Here is a 17861-nt window from a genome sequence, read left to right as displayed (position 1 = left end):
TTCGGGCGCAGGCGGCAGCAGCGGAGCCACATGCTCCCACAGGTCATCCGGAACAAGATCAGAGCGCACGCGGACACCCTGCCGACCAAGATCACTGAGTGCAAGGCCTGAGGCTCAACTCATTGTGAAACGAGCAGTAAGCCGTCGAGAGAGGTTCGAGTGCCTCCGGCGGCAGGCCCGGGTGGGCGGATGGTCGAAATCGGGTTCAGTGTATGAACTTCACCATGTCGCTGACCCGCGAAAATCACATCCCAAAGTCCGAGTGGCCGACACGCCGAGTTGGTGCAGCCCGGTGCCGCTCATTCGCTTTCGTCGTTGGTGACGGTCTCGAAAATGGTGTCGGCACAGGCATCGTCACGGTTGATCGTCAGCGGAGCGCTGGACGCGGGCGGGCCTGACTGTCAGTGGTGCCGCATACCCTGAATGAGCACCTCAGTCGGCTACTTGTCGACGGGCCGTGTCCAGCAAGGAGGGTGGGGCGATGGCTGATCGCAAGACTGTGACGCGCCAGACGTTCATCGGTGAGAAGGGCATCGCCCTGATCGAGCGACGCTGCCTGGAGATGGGCCACCTCTTCCATCCCCGGCGCGTCGATCACGGCATCGACGGACACATCGATCTGGTCGACCCCGACAGCCGTGCCGTGCTGAACATGACCCTGCTGGTCCAGAGCAAAGCGCAGGACCGGCGCTTCTCTGGCGAGACGGACGACGGCTTCCACTATCTCTGCGACCAGCGCGATCTTGATCACTGGCTGTCCGGTAACTCGCTGGTCATCCTGGTCTTTTCCCACCCCGGGAGCGATGAGGCGTGGTGGGTGGAGGTCAAGGCGGCGTTCCCGGACGCGGTCAGCCGTGCTACCCGCCGCGTGGACATCGACAAGCACACCCAGCGCTTCGACCGTGACGCCGCGCAGGCACTGCTGCGCTTGGCGATGTCTCGGACGACGGGCCTGCACTTGCGCCCCGCGCCGATCACCGAAGTGCTGACCACGAACCTGCTGCCCGTCATCGAGATGCCGTCGACCGTGCATCTGGCCCCGACGGTCTTCACCGACTACCGCGCGGCCGGTGATGCCCTGGAGGCGCAGGGCCGGCGGGAGTCCGGCTGGATTCTGCGGGACAAGCTGGTCCTGTCGTTCCGCGACCTGCGGGACTCACCTCTGCGGGTGCTGTGCGACGGAGATCCCGAGCGGCACGAAACCAGAGAGTGGGCGGACAGCGACGACCTCGACACCCAGCATCGTTTCGCTGATCTGCTCTCCCGGACTGTCCAGGGCTCCTATCCGGAGCTGCGGTGGCACAAGAACCGCAAGCACATGCACTTTCGCGCGACCTCGCACCTGGGGCCCCGCAAGGCGGGCAGAGGTCACGGATCACGTGGCCGGACCGTGTTCGGTCCGCACTATTCCAAGTCCGATCCACAGCGCGTTGGCTACTACCACCACGCCGCACTGCGCACCAGATTCCGGCGCCTGGACGGAGTTTGGTATTGCCAGCTGGAACCGGACTACTGCTTCACCACCGACGGGTACACCGAGTACCCGTTCGCCGACCGGCTCCTGGCGGGCATCAAACGTCTCGATCGGCATCCGGCGGTCAGAGGCTGGACCCGCGTGTGGGCCAACTACCTGCGTCAGGACGCAGATTTGTTCACGGAAGCGCGGCCTGTCCAGTTCGGTGAACTGGCCACCATGACGGTCGAGCGCGGTATCGACGACCGGTGGTGGGGGCCGGCTCCGTCCGGGGCCGCACCCGAGGACGACCAGGACCCCTCCGCCGGAGGACAGGAAAGCCTGGACGCCGTCCTGGCTGTCGCGGATGCGGACACCCAGGATCTCCTCAGCCTGCTTCAGGACGGCGAGAGCGATGACGGCGCTCCTCGACGAAGAAACCCCGGAAGCAAAGCCAGGTCTGCAGGGTTGCGGACGCCCCGTCAGGGACAGGCGAGCGGTGCGAGGCGAGGCCGGTGATGGACTCGGTGATCCTTGACGAACCAGAACTGGAGTTCGGCGGAGCGGCCAGGCACATCGATCCACGGTTCGGGATCATGAACTACGGCCCCGCCGATCTCGGCGCGGCCGACGCGCCCCGGGAGATCCGCATCGGCTTGGTCGGTCCTGCGGACCAACTCGACGGGCTGCGCCGATGGCTGGAGCGCTGCCGGGAACCCATCGCGGCTAAGGATGAGAAGTACCCGCATCTCTTCCCGGAATTCCCCGGCTGCGCCATCGACCGCGGCCTGCACACCACCCTGGTCTTCAGCGACCGCAATACGCGGGCGATCAGCAGCCGCGACCTTCGCGCCATCGAGGCCGCCAGCCAGCCAGCAGCCCTGACCAACGCCGTGAGTATCTACGCGGAAGAGATCAGGTCACTAGCTGATGAGAACCGCGTCGACGTACTCCTGGTCGCCAGACCCGAGCAGCTCATCGACACCGTCGGTCGATCCGCCAACGGCCTGAAGGAGGCCGGCGACCTTCCGGCGCAGGACGGGCACGACGAGCCGACCCCGGCCCGGTTCGCCAACTTCCACGACCTGCTTAAGGCCCGGCTATTGAATCTGCGCCAGCCCATCCAGATCATTCGCCGCAGTACCTGGGACGAAGCCACCCGGCCTCCCGAGGGCCACAGCCGCCAGGACGAGGCCAGTCGGGCCTGGAACTTGCACGTCGCCCTTTACTACAAGGCCGGCGGCGTCCCGTGGCGCCTCCTACGCAATCCCGCTGATCTCACGACCTGCTATGTCGGTGTCGCGTTCTACCGCAGCGACGATGGGAGTTCTCTGAGTACCTCGGTCGCGCAGGTCTTTAACGAGCGCGGGGACGGGGTGATCGTGCGCGGAGGGCCGGCCAGGATCAGCCGCACCGACCGCCAGCCCCACCTTGCCCGTGCCGACGCGCACGCCCTCCTGGTTCATGCCCTGGACGCCTACCGGCGCGAACATCGCACCGCTCCCGCGCGCATCGTGCTGCACAAGACCTCGGCCTTCACCGACGAGGAGGCCAGCGGTTTTCAGGACGCCGCGGACGAACGGTTCATTGACACGCTGGAGATGAGCTGGATCACCAACAGCGAAGGTGCCGCAGCTTTCCGTGCGGGTGATGCGCCGCCCCTGCGCGGCACCCTCGTCATCCTCGGCGAAGGCGAACTCGCGCTGTACGCCACAGGCAGCATCGAGTTCTATCGAACCTACCCCGGCATGTACATTCCACGCCCGATCGGCATCAGGCCCGTGGGCCCCACCCGGAACCCGCGTGAGCTAGCCGCCGAAGTTCTCGCTCTGACCAAGATGAACTGGAACCAGACACGTCTGGACGGGCGCCTCCCCGTCACCATGCGCACGGCCAACCAGGTCAAATCCGTCCTGCGCTTCTGCCCGCCCGACCAAGCCGTCGCCACCCGCTACGCCCACTACATGTAGTCAGCCGACCGGGCTTTTCCCTGTCCGTCGGCTCGGGGCGCACGCCGTTCGGTCCCGTTGGACACGGCATGTCACCGCTGGTCTGACGGAGTGATCGGTCGCTGATGCAACAGGCTGCACGATTTCACGTGGAGGCGCCGAGGTGCAGACGGCCGCAGCCTCACCTCGGCAGCCTGTGAGCCCGTGGTCGGGATACTGGTCCCGCTCGACTTTCTTTAGCCGGATACGCGAGGACCTAGGAAATGGCTGGGACGGCCTGACCAGGTGATCGATAGCTGCTCGCGGGCGCGTGTGGCGGAGACGAAGAGCAGAGACTGCTCCCGGCGGACGTCTGCGGCGTACTGGAGGCGGTCCTCGGTCTCTGGGGTGACAGCGCTGGGTAGCGGCATGTGCTGGGCGCCGGCTCCGACGATGGCGACAGCGCGGTACTCGAGTCCCTTAATGCGGTGCATCGTCATGACGTGGATGCCTTCGTCGGGGTCGGGGACGCGGTAGTCCTCGACCTTCACGGCGACTAGCGTGGCGTCACGCAGTGCCTGAACAGCGCTGTCGGCGATCGCGTGGGTTCGGGCTACGACGGCGATCTCGTGGGGCTTGATCCCTTCCTGCTGCCAGATGTCTACGCGCTTGGCCAGCGCTGTCATCTCCTCGGAGGGGGTGCGATAGCCGGTGGTTTCAGGTCTGGCCCCCGCCAGGACGGAGCGGTATCCGCGCAGCTGCTCCGGGTTTCCGTCGAGGTCGTCGAACTTGGAGTCGCCGAGAAGGTTCAGGGAGGCGGCGAGGATTTGCCGGGTGGTGCGGTAGTTGAGGGTCAGCCGCTTGGAGCGGCCACGGATCTTGATGCCGTGGGCACTCAGGGACGTCCGGTTGTCGTAGATCCGCTGGTGCGCGTCGCCGACGATGAACAGGTCGTCATCGCCGTCGGGGACCAGCGCGCGGAGCAGCTTCCAGTGGGCGGCGTGCAGGTCCTGCGCCTCGTCCACGACGATGTGCCGGTACGGCCGCTCTTCGTCGGACCAGCCGGAGGCGATCCGGGCTGCCTGAACGGCGAGCTGGGTGACGCCGGCGGCCTTTTCACGGTCGAGTCTGCGCTCGAATTCCTCGACGAGGGACCAGACCTGGGCGCGTTCGGGGCGGTTGAGGCGTCGGCCGCGCCCGGCGCGGCTGGCGGCGAAGTACTCGTCGCGGCTGCGGATGTCCTGGGCCAGCACCACCTGCTTCCACTCGGCGTCGAGGAAGCGGCCGTCGAAGCGGGGCGTCTGCTGCTCCTGGGAGAGTTCGATCCACCGGTTGAGGATCTCGCCGTCCTTGAGCCTGCTGGGCGCTTCCGCGCCGAAGGTCTCCTTCACGGTGCCGTAGGCGACCTTGTCGATGTTCCGTACGTCGACCTTGGCGAGCAGTTGAGCGCCGCCGAGGTCCTTGAGCATGGACTTGAGCAGGTTGGCGAGGTTGGTGGTGAAGGTGGTGAGCAGGATGGCCTGGCCGGCGGGCAGGCGTTCGGCTAGGGCCTTGACGCGGTGCAGGGCCACGACCGTCTTGCCTGTTCCAGGGCCTCCGGTGACGCGGACGGAGCCCTTGTAAGGGGTCTTGCGCTCGGCCAGCGCCCGCTGTGCCGGGTGCAGGAAGATCCGCCAGGCGGACAGGGGCTCGGTGAGGATCCGCCCGAACTCGGCGAAGTCGCCGGTGACCACGAAGGCTTCCTTGGTGGCGGGGCGTTCGATCGCGGCCTCGTAGTCCGCGGTGTCGACTTCGTCAGCGGTGGCCGCGAGCGAACTGACCTGCTCCCAGACCTCTTCGACGGACATGCCGTCGGCGAGGCACAGGATCACGTCGCGAGCCAGCTTGGGCAGGGTTTCGACGATGCCGAGGACCGCGTCCTCACTGCGGATCTCGCGGAGCGCCGGAACGATCGAGCTGTGGACGCCCAGTCGTTCGAAGTCAGCGTCGGAGACGCCAGCGAACAGCGACGGGGTGCCGGGCGCGGTGTCGGCGGCCTTCGGCTGTCCGCTGAGCGTGCCATAGAGGCTGCCGAGATTGATCAGCTCGATGCCGCCGGTCACCTTGTTGATGTCGAAGAGGATGTTCGCGGCGAAGTCGTAGGCGTCGTCGTGCGGCAACACAGCGACCAGGTAGTAGATGCGGTCGGCATAGTGCATGAGCACGGCCCGGTAATTGTCGGTGACGCGTGCGGTGCGGACCCTCTTGTCCTTGGCGCCTTTCGGCGGCTTCAGGTTGAGGCCGTTGGAGTCCGGGTCGCGCTGCATCTTCATGATGAACTGCAGCACCTGCGGCTGGACGGAGCCGTCCAGCGCGTCATAGGACTTCCCGAAGACGTCCGCCATGATCACCTTGGCGCCGGACATCAGTTCCCCTCCAACTTCTTGATGAGCTCAGTTACATTCACGGCGCCAGCGCTCGCGACATACCATCCGTCGCGCGCGAAGAGGGCGTCTCGCCGCTCGTCCAGGTCGATGAAGACGGCGACCTTCCTGTCTGGCCAGGCGAGTTCGGCCTGCATCGCCTGGTCCCCGTACTCGAAGCCGACTTCCGGCACGTCGATGCGTCCATGGCGGGCTTCCTCGACGAGAGCGAGCAGGACGTCCTCGACCTGGGACGAGGCCCATTCGATCGCTTCGGTCCATGCCTGAGGCAGTGGCTGCGGGGCCCCTGCCTCCGTGGGTAGCGCACTGGTCAGCAGAGCCACGGTGTGCGGATCGACCTGGCCGCTGGTGGACACCGCGACCTGGTGGAAGGAGCGGGGGAGTTCGTCGGGGCCGGCGGGCTGCAGGAACTGCAGCAGGTTCGACCAGCGCAGCCAGTCCGTCCAGCGGTCCTTGTGCTCGTTGCCTGTGATGGCTCCCGGCCGGTCGTCGAGCACGGCCAGCGCCGACCATGCCCGCATGTCCGGTTGCTTGCTGCGCGGCTCAGGCCGACGGTCCAGCAGGCCGATGATCCGCGTCTGGCCTGTGGTGCGAGCGTCGAACGCGACGGCCTCTGTGGCCGAGGCCGAGGCCGACACTCATCCCAGCCCGCGGCCACGTCCCTCGCCCGCCGGGGTGGATCACCAGCAGCGACATGGTCACCCCCGGCCCCCTGGCCCGGCACCCCCGAGACCTCGACCTGCTCCTCGCCGCACTGACGACACCGTCACCCGACGAGAACAACCCCTGGAGCGTCACGCTGCCCACGGCGCAACGCGAGATCGGCCAGCTCCGCGTGGCAGTGTGGGCCGACGACGCGAGCTGCTCAGTCGACCGCAACACCGCCGATGCTCTCGCCACCGTCGAACGGACGCTGACCTCCGCCGGCGCGAGTGTCCGCCACACCACGGGGCCGGTCGGCTTCGCTGACTCTCTGCGCCTCTTCGAGCAACTCCTTTACGCCACCACGACCGCAGCCACCGACGACGACGCCGGCGCCGCCGAACTCGCCGCTGCCCGTGACCTGCACACGGACGATGCGAGCCCTCGAGCCGCCTTCCTCCGCCACCGAACGCAGACACACCGTGTCTGGCTCCGCGCCAACGAGGAGCGCCTCCGGCTCCGGCAGACGTGGCACCGGTTCTTCGCCGACGCCCGGCACGATGTCCTCATTACGCCCGCCGCTCCTACTGCGGCGATCCCAGCCGGGAGCCGCTCTCTCATGGTCGACGGCGTCGAACGGAGCTTCTTCGACCAGACCGGCTGGGCCAACCTGACCAGCCACGTCGGTCTGCCCAGCCTGGTCATGCCTGCTGCGCGTAGCGCCGATGGCCTCCCGATTGGTGTGCAGTTGGTAGGACCGGCCTATTCGGAGCGGTCCTTGCTCGTGATGGCCGAGCACCTGGCGCCTCTGCTCGGCGGGACGGCCGGGGGCGTCATCGGATCATGGAGCGGATGACCTCTGCGTCGCCGTTGTAGGCGATGACGGCACCTTCATCGTCGGTAGGCGGTTCGAACCGAGCGAAGAAGTCGTCCAAGGCTTCGGGAGTCACGTTCAAGGCATTGGCGTCCTTGCGCTGGTTGCGCGCGGCGAGGCGCCACAGGAGCTTCTCCCTGGAGGCCGGCAGGTAGACGAGCAGCGGGAGTCCGCTCGCGGCTCGGACTGTCTTCTTCCATTCCTCGCGATCGGAACGACGCCACAGGCCGTGGTCGAGGACGACGGCACGGCCCGCGCCGAGGTGCTCCGTGAGCTGCGCACGTACGGTCTCGACCGCAGGAGCCTCGCGCTCGAAATACCCGTGCTCGGGGTAGTCGACCCCATACCGGCCGTGGAGGCGGTGGACCTCCTCGTCAACGCTGAGGCGAACAAGGCCCATCGCGGCGAGCGCCTGTGCAAGGTACGTCTTGCCGGAGCCGGTGATCCCGATGAGCAGGACGGCGGTCGGCTTGCTCACGATGTCGCGCTCCCTCGCGGTACTGCTGGTAGCTGCTGCTTACGTGCGGTCGCATGGTCCGTAGACGGCGGCTGCCTGGCCGGTGTGGAGGGCCCAGTATCGGTCTCCGTAGCTGAAATGCCACCACTCCGTTGGATAGTTCACAAAACCGGTGGCTGACATGACGCGGCAGAGCGTGTCGCGATGGGCCCGGGCGGCGCCGCTGATCGAGTTCGCGTGGGTGTAACAGGCGCCGTCACTTTCCTCTGGGGAGGCGTTCATCCTCGTCCCCATGTCCACCTCCTGGCCGTCCGAGGCCGCGAGGGTCAGGTCGACGGCCGCGCCGGCGCTGTGCGGCGCGATCTCCGGTGGGGAGACGTAGCGGCTTGCGGCCTCGTGGACGCGGCTGTCGCTCCAGTCGGGGTTTCCGCGACGTAGCTTGGTCGCGTACTCCTCGAAGTACGCCCGCTGGAGCGCCGGAGGTCGGTACCCCTCGACGACGAGCAGGCGGAGCTCAGTGGGAAGCAGTCGCTGGGCGTGTTCCAGGCGCTCGATGAGCCCGTGCCGCAGGTGCGCGAAGTGGCCGTCGGAGTCCTGCTTGCGTTGATCGACGAGGAACAGGCCGGACGCCCGTATGTCGATGAGTTCCTCGCCGCAGTCCTGAACGGGGATGGCGGCGACTCGAGGGTCGGACATCAGCACGATCTTCAACTACGTCTCCTTCGACGCTAAAAGAGGAGCGGCGCGACAGGTGTACGTCGGTGTCGGCGGTCAGGCCAGGCCGTCGCCAGGCATAGCCGCTGGTCCGGATGCGAAATGCGTGAAGTGCGCTGGCGAGTGGTCGATGGCCAGGTCGGGCCGCCATGCGGTGAGGATCTGGGCGCTGCACACGAACAGGCCGTCGGGGAGCTGATCGAGCGGGTGCCAAGCCCAGTCGCCGACGCTCTCGTCCGGCTGCGTGGTCGGCTGCCCCTGCCAGGCAAGGACGAGCGCGCCGACGGTGACCCGCAGGACACTTCCGACGTGGTCGACGAGCGTGCCCAGGAGCTGGACGTCGCCGGTCCGAGCGACCAGACCGGTTTCCTCGCCGAGTTCTCGGATCACCGCGTCCACGAAGGATTCCCCGGCCTCCACGCTCCCACCGGGCAGTTCGAGGGTGCCGCGTCGGTGTCGTCCCAGCAGAATGCCCTGTTCGCTCAGCAGGATCGCTCCGACGCCGACGGCTGCGTGGGCTGCCGGCGCTCGGGTGCTGCGGGGCCGGCTGGAGACTCGCGCTGGCCGGTCGGGAAGGCGCCGGGCGCGGATGAGCTGCTGGATAACCGTGGCGCCCTCGTCGGGGTGAGGCAGCAGGTCGATGGCCTCGACGCGGAAGCCGTACTCGGTGAGCAGGTCCTCCCACAGCTGCGGTGACAGGACCCACATCTGCGTCGGCAGGGGCGGATCGTCGCGCAGCAGGATCATCTGCTCGCGCGGCGCCACCTCCGTGGACGGGCCGCGGCCGTGCAAGTCGGTGTGGAGGAGCGAGAGGATCAGAGGGGCACCGGGGCGCAGTCCGTCGCGCAGCGCGGGCAGGGAGCGGTGCGGATCGATGAACCCGAGCGTCCCGATCGCGTATGCGGCGTCGAACGGCGCGGTGCCAGCCAGGTACTCGGCCACGTCTCCTTGGACGAACTCCACGCCCTCCACGTTCGTGTGGGCGGAGATGGCGCGTTCGTGCTGGGTCGGGGACAGCTCGATTCCGGTGACGCGGGCTCCGTGCGCCTGGGCGAGATGGACGGCGTGGTGGCCAGCTCCCGAACCGATGTCCAGGACGCGGCGGCCGGTGACGTCACCGAGGACTTCTGCTCCCGGTCCGACCCCTTCCCAAGGCGTCCAGGTGAGCTGGTCGGGGACGGGCGGGGTGTAGGCGCGAGCCAGTTGTCGCTGCCCATACATATGCCAGGCCCGTGTGTTGGTGTCCTGGGCGGCCACGATTGCCTCCTGGGTGGGTGCGCTGGGGATCAGGTGTGCGTGGTGAGGTAGGCGGGGCCTTCGCCACGACGGGCCTGTTCGATGGCGTCGAGGCGGGCGAAGGCGCGCGGCGCCATCAGTCCCTGCCAGGTGGCGAGGTCGTGCACGGCCCACATGTCGTGCTCGGCGGGATCGAGCCGGATCCGACCGAGCTGCTCTGCGGTCAGCCGCCCTCCGTCGAAGATGAGCCCTACCTTGTTCAGCGGCAGGCGGGGCCCGGCGTGCAGGAAGTGCGTGAGGAGAAGCTTCGGCGTATCCAGGCCCAGTTCGAGGCCGGTCTCTTCGACTGCTTCGCGGCGAGCGGTTTGCAGCGGGTCCTCTCCTTGGGCGTCCAGGTTGCCGCCCGGGAACTGCCAGAGGCGCGAGCCGTAGACCGAGCGCAGTTGAACCGGCCGGTCGTGTTCGTCGCGGATGTACAGGCAGCCGTACACCGTGTGGTGGGGGACGGTGTGCGCGTACTGCGCGGGCGTCATCGGCATCGGTCGGCCTGGCCGTGCAGGGCGGTGGTCGAATGCGAAGGCGAGGGCGCCGAGGCCCTCCTTGGCTGGCGGGTAGATGCTTCGCAGGTTGGCGAGCAGTTCTCCGGGCGGCCCGTTCGGGTCGATGCGCGCGGGGTCCTCTGAACTGAGCAGATCCTCGAAGGAGGGGTACGGGGTGATCCGCTGCACGATGACGTCGAGCTCCCGGCCGGTGTCGCGGTCGTGGAAGACGACCGTGTCGCCGACGGCAACGGCGCGCTTCCGCGGGGTGGCCACCCTCACTTCGATCGTCTTGCGGCCTGCTTCCACTAGGCGGTAGTACCGCGGGAGCAGGCGCATGTGGTGCTCTTGCCGTTCCTCTCTGGCCGCCGGACTCCGGACGGCTGGGATCGCCTGTTGGGTGTCGTCAGGCACACATGCCTCCGATAGATGCGGTGTGGTTCGTTGCGTTCAGCGGCCCATGGAAGGTGAACGGGGGTTGCTCCGTGACGGAATCTTCAGGGTGGACCATGTCCCGCCCCCTGCTCCGTCGGCCCGTCACACCCGGCTGCTCTCGCGGGCCGCGGAGGTGTCCGACCAGCTGGCGATGTAGCCCACTGCTTGTTTCGGCGAGCTGCCGCACTTCCTCGGGCGGGAGGTCCGGGTGCATGGAAGCGGCCATGTTCACACCCAGCCCGTTTCGGAGTAGGAGCGGCCGGCCCGGATGCCCTCGATGGCGACCCTGGTATAGGGGACGAGGTCCTCGGGGAGGGCGGCCGGATCCCAGAACTTCCACTGGGTGCACTTGTCCGGCTCGCGTAGTTCCGGCTCGCCGCCCCAGGTCCGAGCGCGGAAGAACAGGCCCATGCGGGGCCGGCCCCCGGCCCGGTCGATGTGGTGGACGACGTGGACGAGTTCGACGTCCTGTCGTTCGATGCGCAGACCGGCCTCCTCCCATGCCTCTCTGATCAGGCAGGTAATGGCGCTCTCCTGCTCGCAGTGGCCGGCCAGGACGTGCCAGGTGGAAGGCGCGAAGTTGGAGTCGGGGTGGCGCAGCCCGAGCAGCACCGTCCCGTCAGGCCGTTCCAGGTAGAGGTGAACGCCGATGATGTTGGGAACCGTGCCGTGCGGAGCGGCCGGGCGGCGCCCCTCGTGCGATGCGGGCCCGCTCTGCGACACGGTGCGGGATGCGCCGACCGGGCGGCTGGCGGCGTGGCGCCGTACGAGGGCGCTGGTGGTGTCTGCGATGCGGAGGCGGTGGAGGTCGTCGGGGGCGAACCAGGCCAGCATCACCCCTTCCGTCAGGTGGAGTTCGCGGGGGTCACCGTTCCAGCGGCCGGCGTAGATGGCGATGGGTACGGTCCCGCAGGCGTCGTCGGTTGCTTCCTCGATGCCGAACGGGGTCAGGTCGGCGATGTGGAGGCCGGCTTCCTCGGCCAGTTCGCGCCGCACAGTGTGCTCCAGGGTGGCGTCCTGGGGCTCTCGGCCGCCACCCAGCAGTGACCACATCCCCGGCTCCCAGATCCGGCCGGGGAAGTAGTCGCGCAGGTGGAGCAGGTACTCGCCACGGTCGTTGTAGATCAGGGCCGAGGCGTTGGCGGTCGCCGGTCCGGTTCCGGGCGGGAGCTTGAGCAGCTTCTGGCGCAGGGAGGGGGAGGCCACCCTGTGCGCGGGACGCCATTCGATGCCGCCGACCTCTTCTTCCTGCAGTACCAGCGGCACCTCTGCCGCGGTCTGCAGGCGGAAGAGGAACCGGAGGTCGAAGTGCCGGTGGCCGGACTCCCCCTTGCCCGGGTGGGCGTCGATGTCGTGTATGTCGATGTCGAACGGGACAGTCTCGTAGCCGGGCCACGGTGCCACGGCCTGGGGCGGGATCCCGGTCTCCTCGTGCAGCTCCCGAAGAGCCGCCCCTGCCAGGGACTCGTCCTCGGGCTCGGTGTGTCCGCCGGGAGCGAGGACTTTGCCGCTCGCCAGGTGCAGCACGTGCAGGACGCGGCCGAGCGGATCGATGACGATCGCGCCGCAGGTGACGTGTCCGGTGAAGGTGGAGCGGCTGGCGATATCGGTGGGACGGTCGAGGGCGCCCAGGAGGCCGCTGAGCCGCGCGCGCTCGTGAGGGTGGCGAGCGAGGTAGGTCTCGACGGTGGTGCGGATGTGGTCGGGTGACAGCGGCATTCGGCTACCTCAGAGGAGCGTGAAGCGGGACAGATGGAGGCGGGGTAGTCGTTCGTGTCAGCTCAGCCGCATCCCCTCAGCAGGGATCTCCTCGATGGCAGCGGGCCGAGCGGCAGGCAGACCCCACCGCTCCCGGGCCGTCTCAGCGGCAAGCAAGGCTTGCCGCGCTCCGGGCGGCCCCCATCCGAGCAGGGCGGCTGCTTGGGCGGGGGAGGCGAGCAGGCGGGCGAAGGGGTGGCCGGTGGCAGGGTCGACGGCCGCCGGTCCGACGGCGGTGACCCGGGCGGCCAAGCGGAGCCGGGCGTTGGGCCCCACCCCGCCGTAGACCTCACCGGTTTCGTCCAGCACCCAGCCCAGTCGCACCGGGTCAGTCAGAGCGAGTTGCGCTTCCTCGGCGGCTTCCCGGTGGAGGGTGTCCTCGGGAGTCGCGTCGGTCTTCTCAACCGTGCCGCCGGGCAGCATCGGCAGCGCGCCTTGCGGGCCGGGGTCGGCCAAGAGGACGACCCGGCCGTCGGGGACGAAGCACCACGCCCAGGCTTGCTGCACGGGGAGCCGTTCGGGGACGGGGTCGCGGTTGAAGGGGCTCTCCCACAGAGGCCGGTAGCGAACGTGCACGTCATGGCGGTCCAGTACCGGGACGTCGAGGATGTGCCGGCCGTCCGCGAGGTGAGCGGTGGCCGTGTTCCCGAGCCGTGCACGGTAGGCGGCGAGCATGATCTGCCCGTCCACGGGGCGCAGCCGCTGCACCGCGTCCCGGGTCTCCAGGAAGGCGTACTCGGACAGCTCCTCGCGCGGGAGGCGGATGGCCTCCGCCTGGTCAGGAGTGAGCGTTCCGCCATCGAAAACGAACCGGATCTCCCCGGGGAAACGCGTGCTGTGCTGGCTGTCCGGGTGGTGCGGGGAGAGGGAGTGGACGGGGAGCACGCCCGACAGGGGCAGGCTTGTCAGGCCGAGTTCCTCGGTGATCTCGCGCCGGCAGGCGACGTGCGGGTGTTCGCCGGGTTCGACGACTCCTCCGGGCAGCAGCCACCGGTCGTCCTCGCGGTAGGTGGGGTGAACGAGCAGGACGCGGCCGACTTGGTCAGTGACGAGCGCGGCGGCGCCGACCCACACCGTGTGCCGGGGGACGGCGTGCTGCCCTGCGGACAGGGCGGCACGCGGTGCGACATCATCCGAACCTGAGACGGGAGTGGTCACTTGGCGGTGCCTTCCTTATCGGTGGGGCGGGCATGGGTTCGGCACGGGCCGGGAGCGGTGATCAGGAGGTACGGCCGTTCATCCGGCGCTGCAGCTCCCTCGGACGGTGAGCAGTGCAGCGCGGCCGGGAACGATCGGCCAGTCCACGGTGATGCGGGTGTGCTTCTTGGCAAATACGTGCGGTTCGTGGTCTCTGGTCGGCGGGGTGCAACTGGCGGCCGGTCGTGCGGTGATGCGGGGGCAGAGGGCGCCGCGGTGGTTGTGCTGCCAGTGCCGGACCTGCTCGGCCATCTCCTGTGCAGCGAGGTGTCCTCGGGTGCCGTGGCCATGGACAACGAACTCGTACAGGCCCTTGCCGTCGTCTCCGTCGCCGATGCGCTCGGTGGCCAGTCGCGCGAGGGAGTTGCCGCGGACGATCGCGGCGCCGGGCCAGTGCTTGGGCGGCGGGTTCAGGACCCCGTTGTCGCCGTCGGAGTCGGCCGAGAGGCGGCAAAAGCCCGGCAGGGCCCCGGCGAGGTAGAGGGTGAGGGCGTCGAAGGGTTCCTGGCCGCCTACGGTGACGTGGGTGTACGTCACGGTCGGCTCGCAGGTGAGGGCTGGGGCGAGTTCGTCGACGGGCAACGGGTTGCCGTCTTCCCAGGACAGGTGGACGCCGGTGCCTGGGACGGTGCGGCGATTCCTGTGCCAGGCGCCGTCGCCCTGCATGGCGACAAAGCCGCAGACGATGAGCGGCTCGTCGCTGTGCAAGGCCCCGTCGTGCTTGGTGAAGCTGATGGCCCAGTGGTACCCGTGCAGACGCACCGGTGCGACGAGACGGCCGCCCTCGGCCAGGGCGTCGATCCAGGGCAGATCCCAGGTGTCGACGGTGACCACGATGGCGTCGAATCCGCCGTCCGGCACCACCTCGGCAGGCAGGTGCTCGGCGTCCGCGGTGACCACGCGGATGCGGCCGTATCCGGCCTGAGTCAGGAAGCGGGTGGCCCGGTCGGTGACGGCTGGGTCGATGTCGAGGGTGGTGACGTGGCCGGTCGGGCCGGCGAGTTCGGCGATGAGAGCAGCGTTGTAGCCGCCGGAGCCGATCTCCAAAGCGTGGTGGCCGGGCTGGATGCGGGCGGCTTCGAGCATGTCGGCCTGCAGCCAGGGCGCGGAGATGGAGCTGATGACGGTGCCGTCGTCGCTGTGGCGGGTGGCGATGATCTCGTTGGCGTACGCAGCATGGAGGGGCGTTTCGGGGGCGAAGGCGTGCCGGGGCACGGTGCGCAGGGCGCGGTCGACCGCGGGGGTGCGGATGTGTCCGGCGGCGGCGAGTTCGTCGGCCAGTTGGTGGCGCAGAGCGGTGGCTTCGTCGAGGTCCGTGGTGGGGCGTGTGGTCACGGCGGGCCTTTCGGTCGTGCGGGTCATACCTGGTCCGAGACGGTGGGCGTTGCAGGGTTCGGGATGGTCGCGATCGGGGCGTACTGGGCGGCCTGGGCGTCGAACATGGCGGCGTACCGACCGCGGGCGGCGATGAGTTCGTCGTGGGTGCCGTGCTCGGCGAGGTGTCCGTTGTTGAGGACGTAGATGTGGTCGGCGTGGCGGACGCCGGACATGCGGTGGGTGACCAGGACAACGGCTCGGTTCGGTGCGGCGAGGCGGCGGATGCGGTCGAAGGCTTCGATTTCGGCTTCGGGGTCGAGGGCGGAAGTCGGTTCGTCGACGATGAGGACGCCGTCTGCCTGTGATGTTGAACTGCGCCAGTGCGTGCGGGCCAGGCCGACTTTCTGCCATTCGCCGCCGGACAGTTCGATGGCGCCGCGGAACATGCGGGCCAGCAGACTGCGCAGCCCGTCGGGGAGTTTGGCGATGACGGGGCCGGCAACGGCGTAGTCGACCGAGGGCTTGAGGTCCTGGTCTGTAGCGGGGTGGTCGGGGCGGCCGAGGCGGATGTTCATCGCGGCGGTCACGGGCCAGCGCTGGAAGTCTTGGGTGAGCAGGGAGACGCGCTCGAAGACCTGGGCGCGGTCGAGACCGGTGAGGTCCGCGTCGCCCCAGCGCAGGGTGCCGGCCTCGGGAAGCAGCATGCCCGAGAGGATCTTCATCAGGGTGCTCTTGCCGGAGCCGTTCTCACCCACCACGGCGGTGACCGATCCCATAGGCAGGGTCAGTGACACGCTGTCCAGGGCGGCGGTGTCCCGGTCAGGGTAGCGGTAGGTGACCTGGTCCAGAACGATTTCCCTGACGCGTTCCGGTACGGGCGCACCGCCGGCGGGCAGCGTCCGCTGAGCGGCCTGGGCGAGGAAGCGGCCGTGGTCGCGGACGTAGAGGCTCTCCTCGTGGAGTTGGTTGATGTTCATGACCAGCGCTCCCAGGCTCGCCGAGCCGGTGCGTACCGCGATGACGGCGGTCCCGGCGACGGCGAGGCTCATGTGCCCGGCCATGATCAGCCAGAACATGGCCCCGTAGGTCGCCGCCATCGCCAGACCGGACAGCGCGGAGGCGACCCACTCGGTCAGGGCCTTGTTGGAGGCGAGGCGTTCCTGTTCGGCCTCGGCGCTCTCGGCCATCTGCTCGTAGCGGCTCAGGAGGAAGTCGCCGACGGCGTGGAGGCGCACTTCCTGGGCGGCGGTGCGTTCGGTGAGTAGGTTGCCGATCAGGCGGCTGGCCCGCACGTGCTCGATCCAGCTCATCACCGACACGTATCGTTCCTGGGCCACGCGCATGGCGCCCCAGCCGCGAGGGGCGGCGATGAGGATCAGCATGGGCAGCAGTACGGGGTGGAGTACGGCGAGGACGCCGGCGGTGGTGATCAGCGAGATGAGGCCGTTCAGCGCGGCTACGCAGGCGCTGATCATGCGGCGGGCCGAACCCGGGCCATGCTGGGCGATGTCCACGAGCCGCCGGAAGTCGGGATCGTCGATGGCTTCCAGTTCGACGCTGGCTGCGGCGGCCAGGTACTGCGTGGTCGCGATCCGCTCGACCTTCGGCTCCAGCCGCCCTGCGCGGGAGGTGGACCAGGCGGACAGGGCGGAGTTGATGACGCCGATAGCGGCGGCGGCCAACAGGCCGGGTAACAGGGCGTGCAGCCGCTCGGCAGCGCTGCCGTTGCCGGCGAGCAGAGCGTGCATGACGGCGTTGACGGCGAGCAGGCCGGCGGCTGCGGCGATGCCTTGGCCGATCTCGCTGACCCCGACCGAGAGCAGAGCACGCCGGTCGGCCTGCCACGCCATGCGCAGGGTTGCGCCGACGAGTGTGGGCATGGAGCGCAGCGCGGACATCATGGTCAGGTCCAAGGTCGCGTGCTCGTGCTGGGACCAGCCCATGTCGTAGCGCAGGGGGCCGCCGAACAGCTCGTGTTCGGCGTCGGAGACCTGAGGATCGGCCATCGTGACCGGGCCGAAGAATCTCTTCACCGGGCGCCTCCCGCAGGCCAGTTGATGGCCCGGTAGGACGGGCCGTGTGTGAGCATGTGGAAGATGGTGGCGGTGTAGGGGTGACAGTCCGGCGACGGTCGTTCCATCGGCACCCAGAAGAGCCCTTCGTGCTTGTGTGGCTCGGCGTTGTACGGCTCACCCGTCCAGGACTGTGCCACGAACACGGCGGTGATCCGGTCCAGGCCACCGTCGGAGTCGTGGTGGTGGATTAGCCCGCAGAACTCCTGCTGCTCAGCAGTGATAAGGACCCCCACCTCCTCCATGGCCTCGCGTCGCGCAGCATGGTCGAGTGGTTCACCGACTTCCAGGTGGCCGCCCACGACAGTGAGCTGTCCCGGTGCGAGGGCGGCGTCCAGTGCGCGGCGTACGCACAGGGCGGCGCCGTTCGTACGGAGCAGGACCTGCGCCACGTCGGCGATCAGCTGGTGAGGCGAGTCGCTCACGGGCGGCCCTCCTGTACCAGGCGCTCTACGGTGTGCCGACCATTGGTCACGAGGGCACCGTCGTACCGAAAGCTATAGGTGAGGACGGAGGACGGGAGAGGTGTGGGTTGCGTCATGCCAGGTACCTCGTATCCGGCCGTGACCCGTCGGCGAGCAGAGCTGCGCGACCGGAGGTGAGGCGAAGGCTGGCGCCCGAGGAGGTAGCGGCATTTTCGAACGCAGGATGAACGAGTCCAGGGCGGCGTACGGGATGCATGGGGACTCCTCGGGGCGAGATGCGGACAGGTGATCGGGTAACGGCGGCCCTGCTGTAGCCGTAACGGGTGGAGGGGGGGCGAAATCTAGAACGTGATTTCGAATACCAGGCTCTCTCCTTGTGTGGTCGGGTGGT

Annotated in this window: 14 protein-coding genes; 3 read left to right on the top strand and 11 right to left on the bottom strand. The window is 68.5% G+C overall.

Going from position 1 to position 17861, the window contains the following annotated elements:
- Positions 1–481 precede the first annotated feature (481 nt).
- Both CG719_RS31320 and CG719_RS31315 read left to right on the top strand, forming a co-directional pair.
- Entirely contained in the window at positions 482–1972 is a 1491-nt protein-coding gene (locus tag CG719_RS31320) for a DUF4365 domain-containing protein (RefSeq protein ID WP_100572081.1), read from the top strand.
- On the top strand, positions 1972–3423 hold the full coding sequence (locus CG719_RS31315; protein ID WP_100572090.1) for an argonaute/piwi family protein: 1452 nt from the start codon (positions 1972–1974) through the stop codon (positions 3421–3423). The genes CG719_RS31320 and CG719_RS31315 overlap by 1 nt, the downstream gene beginning before the upstream one ends.
- Before the next feature lie 215 nt (positions 3424–3638).
- Here the strand turns inward: CG719_RS31315 and CG719_RS31310 are convergent, their stop codons facing one another.
- Entirely contained in the window at positions 3639–5786 is a 2148-nt protein-coding gene (locus CG719_RS31310; protein WP_100572080.1) for a UvrD-helicase domain-containing protein, read from the bottom strand.
- Complete coding sequence (locus CG719_RS31305; RefSeq protein ID WP_199836850.1) at positions 5786–6442, bottom strand: hypothetical protein; 657 nt, start codon at positions 6440–6442, stop codon at positions 5786–5788. The genes CG719_RS31310 and CG719_RS31305 overlap by 1 nt, the downstream gene beginning before the upstream one ends.
- Here CG719_RS31305 and CG719_RS31300 point away from each other — a divergent pair.
- Positions 6388–7302: an amidase family protein gene (locus CG719_RS31300; RefSeq protein WP_324839157.1), complete on the top strand. Its 915-nt coding sequence runs from the start codon at positions 6388–6390 to the stop codon at positions 7300–7302. The two genes, CG719_RS31305 and CG719_RS31300, sit on opposite strands and share 55 nt — an antisense overlap.
- On the opposite strand, the gene CG719_RS31295 is transcribed toward CG719_RS31300, so the two are convergent.
- The 9 genes from CG719_RS31295 to CG719_RS31255 form a co-directional block, all read right to left on the bottom strand.
- Positions 7280–7798, bottom strand: a complete 519-nt coding sequence (locus tag CG719_RS31295; RefSeq protein WP_100572079.1) for an AAA family ATPase — start codon at positions 7796–7798, stop codon at positions 7280–7282. The genes CG719_RS31300 and CG719_RS31295 overlap by 23 nt on opposite strands.
- Before the next feature lie 39 nt (positions 7799–7837).
- Entirely contained in the window at positions 7838–8473 is a 636-nt protein-coding gene (locus tag CG719_RS31290; RefSeq protein ID WP_100572089.1) for a M15 family metallopeptidase, read from the bottom strand.
- Between the two features lie 75 nt (positions 8474–8548).
- Positions 8549–9748, bottom strand: a complete 1200-nt coding sequence (locus CG719_RS31285) for a bifunctional class I SAM-dependent methyltransferase/NUDIX hydrolase (RefSeq protein WP_100572078.1) — start codon at positions 9746–9748, stop codon at positions 8549–8551.
- A gap of 29 nt (positions 9749–9777) precedes the next feature.
- Entirely contained in the window at positions 9778–10605 is an 828-nt protein-coding gene (locus CG719_RS31280) for an NUDIX domain-containing protein (protein WP_100572077.1), read from the bottom strand.
- Positions 10606–10929: 324 nt separating this feature from the next.
- A complete protein-coding gene (locus CG719_RS31275; RefSeq protein ID WP_100572076.1) occupies positions 10930–12420 on the bottom strand; it encodes an NUDIX domain-containing protein in 1491 nt (496 codons plus the stop codon).
- A 57-nt stretch (positions 12421–12477) separates the two neighbouring features.
- Positions 12478–13617, bottom strand: a complete 1140-nt coding sequence (locus CG719_RS31270; protein ID WP_100572075.1) for an NUDIX hydrolase — start codon at positions 13615–13617, stop codon at positions 12478–12480.
- 78 nt (positions 13618–13695) lie between these two features.
- Positions 13696–14991, bottom strand: coding sequence for a methyltransferase, FxLD system (fxlM, locus tag CG719_RS31265; protein ID WP_159024994.1), 1296 nt, complete (start codon positions 14989–14991; stop codon positions 13696–13698).
- A gap of 23 nt (positions 14992–15014) precedes the next feature.
- On the bottom strand, positions 15015–17006 hold the full coding sequence (locus tag CG719_RS31260; protein ID WP_079189039.1) for an ABC transporter ATP-binding protein: 1992 nt from the start codon (positions 17004–17006) through the stop codon (positions 15015–15017).
- Positions 17003–17470: an NUDIX domain-containing protein gene (locus CG719_RS31255; RefSeq protein WP_061915968.1), complete on the bottom strand. Its 468-nt coding sequence runs from the start codon at positions 17468–17470 to the stop codon at positions 17003–17005. The genes CG719_RS31260 and CG719_RS31255 overlap by 4 nt, the downstream gene beginning before the upstream one ends.
- Between the last annotated feature and the right edge of the window lie 391 nt (positions 17471–17861).

It is taken from the genome of Streptomyces sp. CB01373, assembly GCF_002803075.1.
Taxonomy (GTDB): Bacteria; Actinomycetota; Actinomycetes; order Streptomycetales; family Streptomycetaceae; genus Streptomyces.
Note: the sequence above shows the minus strand (reverse complement) of the source record. Positions and strands in the feature narration are given on the sequence as shown.